General features: G+C 60.2%; 13 protein-coding genes and 1 pseudogene. 5 read left to right on the forward strand and 9 right to left on the reverse strand.

Going from position 1 to position 15,361, the window contains the following annotated elements; translation table 11 throughout:
- Positions 1 to 18 precede the first annotated feature (18 nt).
- Complete coding sequence (ffh, locus tag QMK51_RS23270; RefSeq protein WP_095051275.1) at positions 19 to 1,395, reverse strand: signal recognition particle protein; 1,377 nt, start codon at positions 1,393 to 1,395, stop codon at positions 19 to 21.
- A gap of 210 nt (positions 1,396 to 1,605) precedes the next feature.
- Here ffh and QMK51_RS23275 point away from each other — a divergent pair, with 210 nt between their 5' ends.
- The 3 genes from QMK51_RS23275 to QMK51_RS23285 all read left to right on the forward strand — a co-directional run bounded on the left by QMK51_RS23275 (position 1,606) and on the right by QMK51_RS23285 (position 5,288).
- Positions 1,606 to 2,418: an inner membrane protein YpjD gene (locus QMK51_RS23275; RefSeq protein ID WP_320392137.1), complete on the forward strand. Its 813-nt coding sequence runs from the start codon at positions 1,606 to 1,608 to the stop codon at positions 2,416 to 2,418.
- Between the two features lie 12 nt (positions 2,419 to 2,430).
- Positions 2,431 to 3,666, forward strand: coding sequence for a transporter associated domain-containing protein (locus QMK51_RS23280; protein ID WP_258697419.1), 1,236 nt, complete (start codon positions 2,431 to 2,433; stop codon positions 3,664 to 3,666).
- Positions 3,667 to 3,971: 305 nt separating this feature from the next.
- A complete protein-coding gene (locus tag QMK51_RS23285; protein ID WP_320392138.1) occupies positions 3,972 to 5,288 on the forward strand; it encodes an MFS transporter in 1,317 nt (438 codons plus the stop codon).
- A 106-nt stretch (positions 5,289 to 5,394) separates the two neighbouring features.
- Here QMK51_RS23285 and purT read toward each other — a convergent pair whose 3' ends face one another.
- The 5 genes from purT to QMK51_RS23310 form a co-directional block, all read right to left on the reverse strand.
- Positions 5,395 to 6,576, reverse strand: a complete 1,182-nt coding sequence (purT, locus tag QMK51_RS23290; protein ID WP_258697421.1) for a formate-dependent phosphoribosylglycinamide formyltransferase — start codon at positions 6,574 to 6,576, stop codon at positions 5,395 to 5,397.
- Between the two features lie 90 nt (positions 6,577 to 6,666).
- Positions 6,667 to 7,134 (reverse strand): VUT family protein, encoded by a 468-nt coding sequence (locus QMK51_RS23295; protein WP_320392139.1) that lies wholly within the window; start codon positions 7,132 to 7,134, stop codon positions 6,667 to 6,669.
- 207 nt (positions 7,135 to 7,341) lie between these two features.
- Entirely contained in the window at positions 7,342 to 7,551 is a 210-nt protein-coding gene (locus QMK51_RS23300; protein WP_258697423.1) for a DUF1289 domain-containing protein, read from the reverse strand.
- Positions 7,548 to 8,072, reverse strand: a complete 525-nt coding sequence (locus tag QMK51_RS23305) for a gamma carbonic anhydrase family protein (RefSeq protein WP_320392140.1) — start codon at positions 8,070 to 8,072, stop codon at positions 7,548 to 7,550. The genes QMK51_RS23300 and QMK51_RS23305 overlap by 4 nt, the downstream gene beginning before the upstream one ends.
- Before the next feature lie 68 nt (positions 8,073 to 8,140).
- A complete protein-coding gene (locus QMK51_RS23310) occupies positions 8,141 to 8,740 on the reverse strand; it encodes a CoA pyrophosphatase (protein WP_320392141.1) in 600 nt (199 codons plus the stop codon).
- Between the two features lie 146 nt (positions 8,741 to 8,886).
- Between QMK51_RS23310 and QMK51_RS23315 the strand changes: the two genes are divergently transcribed.
- Entirely contained in the window at positions 8,887 to 9,438 is a 552-nt protein-coding gene (locus tag QMK51_RS23315; protein ID WP_258697425.1) for an NUDIX hydrolase, read from the forward strand.
- Positions 9,439 to 9,546: 108 nt separating this feature from the next.
- A complete protein-coding gene (locus tag QMK51_RS23320; protein WP_258697426.1) occupies positions 9,547 to 10,050 on the forward strand; it encodes a L,D-transpeptidase family protein in 504 nt (167 codons plus the stop codon).
- A 167-nt stretch (positions 10,051 to 10,217) separates the two neighbouring features.
- Here QMK51_RS23320 and QMK51_RS23325 read toward each other — a convergent pair.
- From QMK51_RS23325 to purL, 3 genes and pseudogenes are all read right to left on the reverse strand, one after another.
- Positions 10,218 to 10,616, reverse strand: a pseudogene (locus QMK51_RS23325) (DUF6124 family protein).
- A 457-nt stretch (positions 10,617 to 11,073) separates the two neighbouring features.
- Positions 11,074 to 11,385 carry a YqfO family protein gene (locus tag QMK51_RS23330; RefSeq protein WP_320392142.1) on the reverse strand — a complete coding sequence of 104 codons (312 nt, stop codon included), beginning with the start codon at positions 11,383 to 11,385 and terminating at the stop codon, positions 11,074 to 11,076.
- 20 nt (positions 11,386 to 11,405) lie between these two features.
- Positions 11,406 to 15,302 (reverse strand): phosphoribosylformylglycinamidine synthase, encoded by a 3,897-nt coding sequence (gene purL / locus QMK51_RS23335; protein WP_320392143.1) that lies wholly within the window; start codon positions 15,300 to 15,302, stop codon positions 11,406 to 11,408.
- Between the last annotated feature and the right edge of the window lie 59 nt (positions 15,303 to 15,361).

The following is a 15,361-nucleotide window of genomic DNA, read 5'->3' on the forward strand; positions in this document are numbered from 1 at the left end:
ACTGCCGGCGCGAATCTTTTACATCTTGGGCATGCCGCCGCCGGGCAACATACCGCCCATGCCGCGCATCATTTTGGCCATTCCGCCTTTCGCGGAGAACTTCTTCATCATCTTCTGCATCTGCTTGTGCTGCTTGATCAAGCGACCGATGTCCTGCACCTGAGTGCCGGAACCCATGGCGATCCGGCGCTTGCGCGAACCGCTGATCAGCTCAGGGTCGCGGCGCTCGGCCGGGGTCATGGAATTGATGATGGCTTCCATCTGCTTGAACTGCTTCTCTGCCGCGCCCTGGGCGTTGCCCATCTGCGCCAGATTCACGCCGCCGATGTTCGGCAGTTTGTCCATGAGGCCGCCGAGGCCGCCCATGTTTTTCATCTGTTGCAGCTGATCACGGAAGTCTTCGAGGTCGAAACCCTTGCCCTTCTTCAGCTTCTTGGCCAGTTTATCGGCCTTGTCTTTATCGAGGGTCTGTTCGGCCTGCTCGATCAGGCTGAGTACGTCGCCCATGCCGAGGATGCGCGAAGCAATACGCTCAGGATGGAACGGTTCGAGCGCTTCGGTCTTCTCGCCCATACCGATGAACTTGATCGGCTTGCCGGTGATGGCTCGCACCGACAGCGCGGCACCGCCACGGGCATCGCCGTCGACCTTGGTCAGGATCACACCGGTCAGCGGCAGCGCATCGCCAAAGGCCTTGGCCGTGTTGGCGGCGTCCTGGCCGGTCATGGCGTCGACCACGAACAGGGTTTCGACCGGGTTGATCGCGGCGTGCAACGCCTTGATCTCGCCCATCATCTCTTCGTCGATGTGCAGGCGACCAGCGGTATCGACGATGACCACGTCGATGAATTTCAGTTTGGCTTCTTTAATAGCCGCTTGTGCGATGTCGACCGGTTTCTGGCTAAGGTCAGACGGGAAGAACGTCACGCCGATGTCGTTGGCCAGGGTTTCCAGCTGCTTGATCGCCGCCGGACGGTAAACGTCCGCGGACACGACCATGACCGACTTCTTCTTGCGCTCTTTAAGGAAGCGCGCCAGTTTGCCGGCGGTGGTGGTTTTACCCGCGCCCTGCAAACCTGCCATCAATACGACAGCAGGAGGAACGGCGCTGAGGTTCAAGTCTTCGTTGGCCGCACCCATCAGGCTTTCGAGTTCGGCCTGGACGATTTTCACGAAGGCCTGGCCCGGCGTCAGGCTGCGCGACACCTCGGTGCCGACAGCGCGCTCCTTGACCGAATTGACGAAGTCTTTGACCACCGGCAAGGCGACGTCGGCTTCGAGCAACGCCATGCGCACTTCACGCAGGGTGTCTTTGATGTTGTCTTCGGTCAGCTTGGCCTTGCCGGTGACATGGCGCAGCGTCTGCGAGAGACGGTCGGTTAAGTTTTCAAACATTGCGCGATCCTTTCAGGCCCTGTGTAGACCGGGATAATGGCGGCCCAGACCGGAATCAACATGTGCTCGGCGAGCCTGCGGCGTGGGCAGGTCGCGGATTATAGCGAAGACTGCGTCTGGCGGACACCTCGCCGTCAGCTTGCATGGTCTTTCGTGCCATGTGGGTTCTATGCCAAACTCAACGCCTTTCGGGCTTGCCTAACAGGATTTATGCTCCCCTTGTCACCCAGTTTGCTTACTACCCTCGCCGCCGCCTGCTTATATGCCGCTGCGACCCTCTATCAAGGCACTCGCCTGGCCACCGGCGCCAAGGCGAACAAACGCCTGCTGATCACGCTCGGCGTGCTCGCCATGCTGGCCCACAGCGCCAGCCTGATTACCTATCTGCTGACACCGGTCGGCCTGGCCCTGGACTTTTTCAGCGCCGCCAGCCTGATTGCCGCAGCGGTCATTGCCCTGACCCTGCTCGCCTGTTCGCGGATTCCAGTGGAAAACCTGCTTGTGTTGCTGTTCCCGCTGGGCGCCGTCACGGTGCTGCTGGCTCAGTTCGCACCTGCCGGTACGGTGCAGATCATTGACGAAGAGCCGGGCATTCTTGCCCACATCCTCTTGTCGATCCTCGCTTACGGCATGTTCACCATCGCGGTGTTCCAGGCCTTGCTGCTGCTGGTTCAGGACCATCAACTCAAACACAAACATCCGTCCGGGCTGATCAAGAACTTCCCGCCGTTACAAACCATGGAAAGCCTGCTGTTCGGTTTCCTCTGGGCCGGCTGGAGCCTGCTGTCGCTGTCGCTGATCTCCGGCTGGCTGTTCGTCGAGAACCTGTTCGCCCAGCACCTGGTGCATAAAACCCTGTTGGCGTGCCTGGCCTGGATCGTGTTCAGCGTACTGCTATGGGGGCGCAACCGCCTCGGCTGGCGCGGACACAAAGCCATCCGCTGGACCCTTGCCGGTTTCTGCCTGCTGATGCTGGCGTATTTCGGCAGCAAGCTGGTCCGCGAATACATTCTGCATATCTGACGGGCGGCATTAATGGACGACTTGCCCATAGGGCCGATGCTCGCGGTGCTGGCCCTGCTGACTTTATGGTCGGGACTGTTTACCGCCATCGAAGTTGCACAGCAGCAGTTGCTGGCCCAGCGCATGGCCTCGCGCTCCAGCGACAAACCGGTGGCCAAACTGAGCTTCCCGCTCAACAGTCTGATCCTCTGCAACACCCTGTGCCGTGCGCTGGTGGTGGTCATCAGCACCTTGCTGGCGATTTTCACCTGGGCACAAAACGGCCCATGGATTGCCTGCCTCGGTGCCGGCGCGGTGTTGCTGGTGTTCGCCGACTACCTGCCGCGAACCCTTGCCGTCCGCTATCCGGATGTTGTCCTGGCCTTGGGCAACACTCTGCTCGGCATACCGTTGAAAATCGTCTACCCGGCCGCCTGGCTGCTCAATGGCATCAGCCAACTGCTGATGCGGCCGTTCGCCCGCAAAGTCAGCGTGGTACAGCAAAGCGAAGACGAGGCTCCGGCAGATCGCCACGACGATCACGAACATGCGGCCTATCGCCCACTGTCAGGTATCCACGCGCTGGATAACATCACGGTCAACGACATTCTGGTACCACGCAGCGACGTCGACGGGATCAACCTGGACGACTCCCTCGAAGAAATCATCGAACAACTGCGTCACAACAAGCGCACCCGCCTGCCGGTATTCCACAGTGACATCAACCAGGTAGAAGCAGTGCTCAACACCCGGCAGATCCGTCATCTGCTGCCGGATTCAAGCCTCACACTGGAAGCACTGCTGGCGGCCAGTCACGAACCGTACTTCGTGCCGGAAAGCACCCCGTTGCAGCTGCAATTGCTGAATTTCCACAAGCAGCAACGGCGTTTGGGCATGGTGGTCGACGAGTACGGCGAAGTGCTGGGCATCGTCACCCTGGAAGACATTCTTGAAGAAATCGTCGGTGAGTTCGAAAACCAACACAGCCTGGATAACCCGCACATCCACCCGCAGGCCGACGGCCGACTGGTGATTGACGGTGCAGCGTCCATCCGCGAGCTGAACAAGAGCCTCGGCTGGCACCTGCCCAGCGACGGCCCGAAAACCCTCAACGGGTTGGTGACCGAGGCGCTGGAGACGATTCCGGACAGTGCGGTTTGCCTGAAGATCGGCCGATATCGGCTGGAGATTCTGGAGACGGAAGAGAATCGTGTCACGCGCGTGCTGATCTGGCATACCAGCTCAGTGCCTGCCCTTTCTAAAATCTGACACGATCCCTTGCTCCCGCTGGACTTTGAAGCAGGCCTGATCACAGATAGCGCGATTACCCTGAAAGAATGTATTCAGCCGTTTGCGGCCGCTACCCGCCCGAGCGGGAGCAAGCTCCCTCGCCACAAAAGTCATCGCATCCTCCAAGCCGCTTGTTGAATCATTAGCCGCCTTCCTATAATCGAGCGGCTTACCAAGCCCCGCCATACCCCGTGCTACCCGCACTCTGCGTTAAACCCACATCCCTGGGTATTCGACCATAATAATTCGCTCTACTGGGCCACATGACTGTCAGGGATAACCGCATGACGACCAGCACAACGTTCAGCGACACCACGCCTGCCCAACCGACGAACTCCGCCACCCGCGTGGCCACTGCGAGTTTCATCGGCACTGCCATCGAGTTCTACGACTTCTACGTTTATGCCACTGCCGCGGCGCTGGTGATCGGGCCGGTGTTCTTTCCGCAGTCCTCCGGCACCGCCCAAATGCTGTCGGCGTTCCTCACCTTCGGTATCGCCTTCCTTGCACGGCCACTGGGGTCGGCGCTGTTCGGCCACTTCGGTGACCGCATCGGGCGTAAATCGACACTGGTCGCGTCCCTGCTGCTGATGGGCGTATGTACCACACTGATCGGCGTGTTGCCGGGTTACGACAGCATTGGCGCCTGGGCGCCGATCCTGCTCTGCGTGCTGCGCTTCGGCCAAGGCCTGGGGTTGGGCGGTGAATGGGGCGGCGCCGCATTGCTGGCCACGGAGAACGCGCCCAAAGGCAAGCGCGCCTGGTTCGGCATGTTCCCGCAACTCGGCCCGTCGATCGGGTTTCTGGCGGCCAACGGCCTGTTCCTGACCTTGGCCATGAGTCTGAACGACGAGCAGTTCCGTTCGTGGGGCTGGCGGATTCCGTTCCTGCTCAGTGCCGCGCTGGTGATGGTGGGCTTGTACGTACGCCTCAAGCTCCACGAAACCCCGGTGTTCGCCAACGCCATGGCTCGCCAGGAGCGAGTGAAGGTCCCGCTGGTCGAGCTGTTCAGTCAGTACTGGGCGCCAATGCTGCTGGGGGCCGGCTCGATGGTGGTGTGCTACGCACTGTTCTACATCTCAACGGTGTTTTCGCTGAGTTACGGCGTATCGACACTCGGTTACACCCGCGAAACCTTCCTCGCCCTGCTGTGCTTCGCCGTGCTGTTCATGGCAGCCGCAACACCGCTGTCGGCCTGGGCCAGTGATCGTTTCGGGCGTAAACCGGTGCTGATCATCGGTGGCGTGCTGGCGATTCTGTCCGGATTCTTGATGGAACCGCTGCTGACCCAAGGCTCGACCTGGGGCGTGGCGCTGTTCCTGTGCATCGAACTGTTCCTGATGGGCGTGACGTTTGCGCCGATGGGCGCGCTGCTGCCGGAGCTGTTTCCGACCCACGTGCGCTATACCGGCGCATCGGCGGCCTACAACCTGGGCGGCATTGTCGGAGCCTCGGCGGCGCCGTTCTTTGCGCAGAAACTGGTGGCAATGGGCGGTTTGAGTTATGTCGGCGGGTATGTGTCGGGGGCGGCGGTGCTGAGCTTGATAGCGGTGCTGTGCCTGAAGGAGACGCGTAACAACGATTTGAATCGGGCGGCCTGACAGGCCGCCATCACGAGTAGGCTCGCTCCCACAGGGGACCACGTTCTGTCAGAAAGAATGCGGTTCAATGTGGGAGCGAGCCTGCTCGCGAATGGCGCGACGCGGTTTAGAGCTCTACAACAACAGCCTGAGAAGCGCGGGTCGCTTTCGCACGAGCCGCTTCAATCGACACATCACGCGCCAACGCCACCCCCATCCGGCGCTGGCCATTGACCTCAGGCTTGCCGAACAGACGCAACGCGGTATCCGGCTCGCTCAACGCAGCACCCAGGTTGGCGAATGCAGTCTGAGTCGACTGCCCTTCCACCAGAATCACGGCCGAAGCCGATGGGCCAAACTGACGGATCAATGGAATCGGCAGGCCCAGGATCGCCCGTGCGTGCAGCGCAAACTGCGACAGGTCCTGGGAAATCAGGGTCACCAGACCGGTGTCATGCGGGCGCGGCGAGACTTCGCTGAACCAGACTTGATCACCCTTGATGAACAACTCGACGCCAAACAGACCACGGCCACCCAAGGCTTCGGTCACGGCTTTGGCAACGCGCTCGGATTCCGCCAGAGCAACCGGGCTCATGGCTTGTGGCTGCCAGGATTCCTGATAGTCACCCTTCTCCTGACGGTGACCCACAGGCGCACAGAACGTCGTGCCGCCAACGTGACGCACGGTCAGCAGGGTGATTTCGTAGTCGAAGTCGATGAAACCTTCGATGATCACGCGACCTTTACCGGCGCGGCCACCCTCTTGAGCGTAATCCCAGGCCTTCTGCACGTCATCGACGCTGCGCAGCAGGCTCTGGCCTTTGCCCGAGGAACTCATGACCGGTTTGACCACGCACGGGAAACCCAGGTCTTCGACTGCCTTGCGGTAATCCTCGAAGGTGTCGGCGAAGTGGTACGGCGACGTTGGCAGGTCCAGCTCTTCTGCGGCCAGACGACGAATGCCTTCGCGGTTCATGGTCAGCTGTGCGGCGCGAGCGGTCGGGATCACGGTGAAGCCTTCGGACTCCAGCTCCACCAGGGTCGCGGTGGCGATGGCTTCGATTTCCGGCACGATGAAGTGCGGCTTCTCGGCTTCGATCACCGCACGCAGGGCAGCCCCGTCGAGCATGTTGATCACATGGCTGCGATGGGCGACTTGCATGGCCGGCGCGTTGGCGTAGCGATCCACGGCAATCACTTCAACGCCCAAGCGTTGCAGCTCGATCACCACTTCCTTGCCCAACTCACCACAGCCACACAGCAATACGCGGGTCGCGGTTGGCGACAATGGAGTTCCGATACGGGTCATCTCAGGTCCTCAAAGAAGCGGATCATCGAGGGAAGCACGCTTCCCGTGGGGAGAAAGCGCGGCATTTTACATGAACCTGAGGGTTTGGCTTCAGCTGACGACGGCCTGATTACGCAAGCGCCAGGCCATGATCAGCCAAACGACGGTCACACCGGCGAACTTTGAGCCCAGCGCGGTGAGGATCACGCCCGGCGTGAGCGCATCGATCATGCCGAAGAAGATGAAAGTGTCCAGCGGGATGCTCAGGACCGAACTTATCCACAGGCGGTCGTGCAACGGACGCCGGGTGATGCTGAACACCAGCCAGTCGATACACTCGGACACCGCAAACCCCGTGGCGCTGGCGAGTGCAATGGACGGGTCGGAGGTGACGTAGGACAGCACCAGCGCCACCAGCATCGCCGCGATCGCACCGTGGCCGAAGCGGGTTTGCACCATGTCGCGCAGCACGAACACCAGACCACCCCAGGCCGACCAGATAATGTCCAGGTGCGGGGCGGTGGAAAAGGCGTAATTGATCAGCACGACGCTGCCGATGTAGGCGATCAGGAAGAGCATGGGGCGTGGGGTACCTGTCAATTTTGTGCACAGGGTACTCCATCTTCAGCGCACAGATAACCTGTGGCGAGGGAGCTTGCTCCCGCTGGGTTGCGAAGCGGCCCTGAAATCAGCGGACGCGGTGTGTCAGCTAGAACGTCGTCGGTTTAGGGGCTGCTTCGCAGCCCGGCGGGAGCAAGCTCCCTCGCCACAAAAGCACCAAATGACTCAGGATTTGGAGGGCAACATCCAGATCAACCCACTCGATTTGGCCCGCTCATGACACAACCCCAACACCTTGCGCCGCTCTGCGTTGTCCATCCGGCTCCAGCGGGTGATTTCTTCCACCGTGCGCTGACACCCGGTGCAAATGTCATCCTCATCCAGCGCACAAATGCTCACACATGGCGACGGGACCGGTCGTTCAGTGGTGCTCATTCTTCCTGCTCGACCAGATCGCGGGCATAACGCTGCGAGTTGTGCACATAGTGGGCGGCGCTGGCTTCGAGCATCTTCTTTTGCGGCTCGGTCAACTCGCGCACCACCTTGCCCGGCGAACCCATGACCAGTGAACCATCCGGAATTTCCTTGCCCTCGCCGATCAGCGAATTGGCGCCAATGATGCAGTTCTTGCCGATTTTCGCGCCGTTGAGGATCACCGCGTTGATACCGATCAGGCTGTGATCACCCACCGTACAGCCGTGGAGCATGGCGTTGTGGCCGATGGTCACGCCGGTGCCGATGGTCAGCGGGTAGCCCATGTCGGTGTGCATCACGGTGCCGTCCTGCACGTTGCTGTTCTTGCCTATCAGGATCAGTTCGTTGTCGCCCCGCAACACGGCGTTGAACCAGACGTTGGCGCCCTCTTCCAGTTTGACCTTGCCCACCAGCACAGCATTGGGTGCGACCCAGCTCTGCGGATGGGTGTCGACGCGGGCGTCGCCCAGGCGATATTTCATCTTGTTGTCCTCAGGGCCAGGCAGGCTCACTAGCGAAAAGCAGGATTCAAACCATACGAGCGATGGCTTCAGGTGTTGATAAAACTCTTGGGCGGTTGATGCAGGCTGATTTTCGCGTCATAGAGCAAGTTGATCAACTCGACGATCATGATCGCCGTCAGCCCCCAGATCTTGTACTCGCCATAACGGTAGCTCGGCACATACCAACTGTGGCCCTGGTAGTCGATGCGGTGGGTGTGCTCACGTGGGTCCTTGCGGAAGAACTCCAGAGGCACGCTGAACACCGCGGCGATCTCGGCGTCGTTGGCCTGATATTCGACGAAATCCGGAATCACGCCGACATAGGGCGTGACCTTGATGCCGTGCAAGGAGATCAGCGGGCTCAGCGGGCCGATCACTTCGACCAACCCCGGCGGCAGACCGATTTCTTCTTCGGCTTCGCGCAAGGCAGTAAAAATCAGGTCCGGGTCTCCGGGGTCGCGTCGACCGCCAGGGAAGGCTACTTCGCCGCCATGGGTCGAGAGCCCGCTGGCGCGAAGGGTCAGGACCAGTTCCGGTTCGTCACTGCGCGTGACAGGCACCAATACCGCGGCTTCGGGGAAACGTCGGTCGGTTTCCAGCGTACGCGGCGTGTGATTGCTTACCCGGTGCAGTAGCTCGTCCAGCATGAGTCTTCTCGATCTGTGCCTTACCCTGCATCATGCACCAATCGCACCGGCCGCCCAACCCCCGAACAGCCTCATGTCGCGAAACGACAACTTGCCGACCGACACCGCTGCACGCCAAGATAGGCGCAGCATTCAGGAACCCAAGCATGAAATTTTGCAGTCAATGCGGCAACCCGGTGACCCAGCGCATTCCCGAAGGCGATTCGCGCCTGCGTTTTGTCTGCGACAGCTGTCATACCATTCATTACCAGAACCCCAATATCGTGGCCGGTTGTGTGCCGACCTGGGGCTCGAAGGTGTTGCTGTGCCGTCGCGCCATCGAGCCACGGCTCGGTTACTGGACCCTGCCCGCCGGTTTCATGGAAAACGGTGAGACCATCGAACAGGCCGCCATTCGCGAGACCGCCGAAGAAGCTTGTGCCCGGGTACGTAACCTGAGCATCTATACGCTGATCGACGTGCCACACATCAGCCAGGTGCATGTATTCTTTCGCGCCGAGCTGATAGACCTGGATTTTGCCGCCGGCCCCGAGAGCCTGGAAGTGCAGCTTTTCGAAGAAGCCGACATTCCTTGGGGCGAACTGGCTTTCCGCACGGTGGGCCGTACTTTAGAATGCTTCTTCGCTGACCGGCGGGCCGAGGTCTACCCCGTGCGGTCCGAATCGATCCCGCCGCTTGTTCAGGCTGTCATCACTTGATTTCAATGTCGGCCTCTTTGCAGGCGCTAAAAGATTGCAGCCTTCGGCAGCTCCTGCAAAAACATCTATAACTAAAATAGTCGCGACACTTCTAGGGATATCGTTTCAATGCGCTGGTTGCTTGCCCTGTTTTGCTTGTCGTTCGTCGCCATCTCCCAGGCTTCCGTTGCGGAAACCCTGGACGGCAAAGTCATCGAAAAAGTTCTGGTTCTCAAGTCCGCCCACCAATTGCAATTGATCAACGACGGCAAGCCGATCAAGACCTATCGCATTTCCCTGGGCAAACGCCCCATCGGCCCAAAACTGATGGAAGGTGATAAACGAACCCCCGAAGGCTTTTACTGGGTGGACTGGCGCAAGATCAGCGACCGTTTCAACCTGGCGATGCACATTTCCTACCCGAATATCAGCGACTCTGCCCGCGCCCGGCGCGACGGTGTCGAGCCTGGCGGCATGATCATGATCCACGGCACTCCGGACACCGAAGAGAACCCTGAAGACCTGTTCCACACGCTGGACTGGACCGACGGCTGCATCGCCATGCGTAACATGGACATGCGCGAAGTCTGGGGCCTGGTGTCTGACGGCACGATGATCGAAATCCGCCCGTAACCCCAAAATTCACAGCATCGTGAAGAGCTTTTGTGGCTAGTGGGCTTGCCTGTGGCAGCTCCTATATAGGTACACAAAACTCTGTAGAAGCTGCGATCTTTTCGAGGCAACACACTGCAAAAAGCCCGCTGAAAATCATATCTTCAGCGGGCTTTTTTAATGCCCGGTTATCCCTGCGGACACAGCTGATCCAGCACCCGATTCACCGACAACTCCGCCAGGGAAATCATCTACTGAATTCCTAATGCCAGATTGCATGTCGGCCCGGTGAGATCGAACGCCAACTCACTGGCCATGACATCCGCCGAGGCCAGGGTTTCACAGGCATGGGCCAGCAGGGTTTCGGAATTGACGTTGGGGGCGATGACGAAAATCGTGCTTGGACGCTGGTTGGCTTTGGCCTTCTTCTCGGAAGGTGGCGCGAGATAGTGATCGAGGGCACGGATTGCGGCGTCGTGGAGTTTTTTGGAATTGAGGCAGGTGTAGGGGGAAACGGAGTCGGTTTCCATGTTTGTTTCCACATCTTCTACGTCTGTTTCCGGGAGATTGGGATTGTCTTTGATCATGGTGGAGCTCCTGAAAAATTGGAGCGACCGACATCACTTATTGATGCGGCGCCTGTAAGCGCCTAACAATTCTTCGGCCTTGCAGTCCCGGTCGCTGAATTGGCAGCGACAGCCAAAGGTTAGAGAGGCCACTTCCGACGGACAACCTGAAGGTTTTGTGGGAAGGTTCTGCTGTTTTGTCTTGGCAATAAACATCACTGACTAACAGACCGTCATCGCGAGCAGGCTCGCTCCCACAATGGGGCGGTGTGCATCTGCAAGAGATTGGTCGACTGTCAGGCCGTCTTCGCGAGCAAGCCCGCTCCCACAGTGGAACGGAGCAAGTCTGCAATAAATTGGTCGGCTAGAAGGCCGCCAAGATCAAAAGATCGAAGATCAGGCACAGCAGTCAAATCCCGGACAACAAAAAACCCGCTGAAATCACTTCAGCGGGTTTCTCATTCAGCAGTCAGAAGAATCAGAAGTCTTCCAACCGCCACACCTCGTATGCCGGTGCTTCGTAGGGATGGCTCTCTTTCAGAGCCACCACCACCGCCCGAATCAACTCATCGCTGACCACCAGCTCAACCTTCCATTCCTCAACCTGCTCGACCTGACCAGCCTCGCCAATGAACGGCTGACTGCCATCCAATGGACGAAACTGACCCAAGCCAAACACCTGCCAGGCGCAATGATCATAAGCCCCGATCCGCCCGCCACCGGCGGCGAACACAGCGCTTTTGACCACCTCGACATGACTGGCCGGAACAAAAAAGCATAGCTTGTACATGGCGCTTGGCTCACCTGCTCTTAGTTAACCCAGACGCGAGCGTTACGGAACATACGCATCCAAGGTGCGTCTTCGTTCCAGTCTTCCGAACGCCACGAGTTCTGCACCGCGCGGAACACACGTTCCGGATGCGGCATCATGATGGTCACGCGACCGTCGCGGCTGGTCAAACCGGTGATCCCGCGCGGCGAGCCGTTCGGGTTGGCCGGGTACTTCTCGGTGACCTTGCCGTGGTTGTCGACGAAACGCATTGCCACGCAACCCGACAGATCGGCTTGCAGCAACGCTTCTTCGCTGGCGAATTCGGCATGGCCTTCACCGTGGGCGATGGCGATCGGCATGCGCGAACCGGCCATGCCCTGCAGGAAGATCGAGTTCGACTCCTGGATCTGTACCATGGCCACGCGGGCTTCGAACTGCTCGGAACGGTTACGCACGAAGTGCGGCCAGAACTCGCTGCCCGGGATCAGCTCGTGCAGGTTGGACATCATCTGGCAACCATTGCACACGCCGAGGGTAAAGCTGTCGGTGCGTTCGAAGAAGCCCTGGAAGGCATCGCGAGCGCGGCTATTGAACAGCGCGGATTTGGCCCAGCCTTCACCGGCACCCAGTACGTCGCCGTAGGAGAAACCGCCGCAAGCCACCAGACCTTTGAACTCGTTCAGGTCGACGCGGCCGGCCAGAATGTCGCTCATGTGCACGTCGATCGCGTTGAAACCGGCGCGGTCGAACGCGGCCGCCATTTCCACCTGACCGTTGACGCCCTGCTCACGCAGCACGGCAACCTGTGGGCGGATGCCTTTCTTGATGTAAGGCGCCGCAACGTCCTGGTTGACGTCGTAGCTGAGCTTGACGCTCAGGCCCGGGTTGTCTTCTTCCAGCAGCACGTCGAATTCTTGTTCGGCGCAGTCGGCGTTATCACGCAGACGCTGGATCTGGTAGCTGGTTTCAGCCCACTGACGTTGCAGCAGACGGCGTTGACCTTCGAATACGGTATCGCCGTTGAAAGTGATGCTGATCTCGCCGTTGTTCATCGGCTGACCGATCACCGACACACAGTCGCCCAGACCAGCGGCGCTGAACTGCGCGAGGATGTCCGCGGTGGCGTCCTGGCGAACCTGGATCACAGCGCCCAGCTCTTCGTTGAACAGGATCGCGGCGATGTCGGCGGAGGTTTCTGCCAGACCGTCGAGGTTCAGGCTCAGACCGCAGTGGCCGGCAAACGCCATTTCCACCACGCTGGTCAGCAGACCACCGTCGGAACGGTCGTGGTAAGCCAGCAGGTGACCGTCGGCGTTGAGGCCCTGGATCACGGCGAAGAAGGCTTTCAGGTCTTCGGCGTCATCGACGTCCGGTGCCTGTTTGCCGAGCTTGCCGTGAACCTGAGCGAGGATCGAGGCGCCCATGCGGTTCTGACCACGACCGAGGTCGATCAGGATCAGGTCGGTGGTGCCCTTGTCCATGCGCAGTTGCGGGGTCAGGGTCTGACGGATGTCAGTCACTGGCGCGAAACCGGTCACGATCAGCGACATCGGCGAAGTTACCGCCTTATCGACGCCTTCGTCGTTCCAGCGGGTGGCCATGGACATGGAATCCTTGCCCACCGGAATGGTAATGCCCAGCTCAGGGCACAGTTCCATGCCGACCGCTTTCACGGTGTCGTACAGACGCGCGTCTTCACCCGGGTGACCGGCGGCAGACATCCAGTTCGCCGACAGTTTGATGTCGGAGATCTTGGCGATGCGCGAGGCGGCGATGTTGGTCAGGGTTTCGCCGATGGCCATGCGGCCCGACGCCGGAGCGTCCAGCAGGGCCAGCGGAGTGCGCTCGCCCATCGCCATGGCTTCACCGGTGTAGACGTCGAAGCTGGTGGCAGTGACGGCAACGTCGGCCACCGGAACCTGCCAAGGGCCGACCATCTGATCACGGGCCACGAGGCCGGTGATGGTACGGTCGCCGATGGTGATCAGGAAGCTCTTGCTGGCCACGGCCGGGTGATGCAGGACGCGCTCGACGCAGTTGGCGATGTCGAGGGTCGACGGATCGAAATCGTCGCCCAGCTCGTTTTCACGAACCACCGAACGGTGCATGCGCGGGGCTTTACCCAGCAGCACTTCCAGCGGCATGTCCACCGGGCTGTTGCCGAAGTGGCTGTCGGTCACGGTCAGTTGCGGCTCGGCAGTGGCTTCGCCGACCACGGCAAACGGGCAACGCTCACGTTCGCAGATCGCCTGGAAGCGTTCGAAGTCCGCAGGCCCCACCGCCAGAACGTAGCGCTCCTGGGATTCGTTACTCCAGATTTCGTGCGGGGCCATGCCCGGCTCGTCGTTTGGAATGTTGCGCAGTTCGAAACGGCCACCACGGTCGCCATCGTTGACCAGTTCCGGGAAGGCGTTGGACAGACCGCCCGCGCCGACGTCGTGGATGAAGCTGATCGGGTTGTGCTCACCCAACTGCCAGCAACGGTCGATGACTTCCTGGCAGCGGCGTTCCATTTCCGGGTTTTCACGTTGTACGGAAGCGAAGTCCAGGTCCGCCGAGCTGGTGCCGGTGGCCATGGAGGAAGCCGCGCCGCCGCCCAGACCGATCAGCATCGCCGGGCCGCCGAGCACGATCAGCTTGGAGCCCACGACGATTTCGCCTTTCTGGACGTGTTCTTCACGGATGTTGCCCATACCGCCGGCCAGCATGATCGGCTTGTGGTAACCGCGAACTTCGTCGCCATGAGGCGTGGTGATCGACTGTTCGAACGTACGGAAGTAGCCGGTCAGCGCCGGACGACCGAATTCATTGTTGAATGCAGCGCCGCCCAACGGACCTTCGATCATGATGTCCAGCGCGGTAACGATGCGCTCGGGTTTGCCGTACGGCACTTCCCACGGCTGTTCGAAGCCCGGGATCTGCAGGTTCGACACGGTGAAACCGGTCAGGCCAGCCTTTGGCTTGGCGCCGCGTCCGGTGGCGCCTTCGTCGCGAATTTCGCCACCGGAACCGGTGGATGCGCCCGGGAACGGGGCAATCGCGGTCGGGTGGTTGTGAGTTTCAACTTTCATCAGGATGTGCACCGGCTCCTGCACCGCGCCGTACTGGCGGGTTTCAGGGTCCGGGAAGAAACGGCCGGCGACGGAGCCGACGATGACCGAGGCGTTGTCCTTATAAGCCGACAAAACACCTTCGCTGTGCATCTGGTAGGTGTTCTTGATCATCCCAAACAGGCTTTTTTCCTGGCTCTGACCGTCGATGTCCCAACTGGCGTTGAAGATCTTGTGACGGCAATGCTCGGAGTTGGCCTGGGCGAACATCATCAGTTCGATGTCGTGCGGGTTGCGCTTCAAACCAACGAAGGCGTTGACCAGGTAGTCGATTTCGTCTTCGGCCAGGGCCAGGCCCAGCTCGGTGTTGGCTTTTTCCAGCGCGGCGCGGCCGCCGCCCAGCACGTCGATCGCGGTCAGCGGTTTTGGCTCGGCGTGGCTGAACAGGCCGGCGGCTTGTTCAAGGTTGTCCAATACGATCTGGGTCATGCGGTCATGCAAGGCGCCTGCGATCAGCTGCGCTTCGGCATCGCTGAACTGGCCGGCGACGTAGAACGCGATACCGCGCTCCAGGCGCTGGATCTTGGTCAGGCCGCAGTTGCGAGCGATGTCGCTGGCTTTACTGGACCACGGCGAGATGGTGCCGAAACGCGGCAACACCAGGAACAGACGACCGGTTGGCTCTTGTACTGGAACGCTTGGGCCGTACTTCAGAAGGCGCGCGAGCACCTGCTGTTCGTCGCCGGTCAGGACGCCGGTAACTTCGGCGAAGTGAGCGAATTCAGCATACAAGCCGCTGACAGCTGGAACCTTCTGGCTCAGTTGCTCAAGGAGTTTGCTGTGGCGAAAGGCAGAAAGGGCAGGAGCGCCGCGCAGGATCAACATCTTCGGGACAGCCTCGGGAAGGGGTGTGCTTTGAGGCCGTGCATTCTAGCCTAAACCGC

The sequence above is a fragment of the Pseudomonas sp. P9_31 genome (assembly GCF_034008235.1).
In the GTDB taxonomy this organism is placed as follows: domain Bacteria; phylum Pseudomonadota; class Gammaproteobacteria; order Pseudomonadales; family Pseudomonadaceae; genus Aquipseudomonas.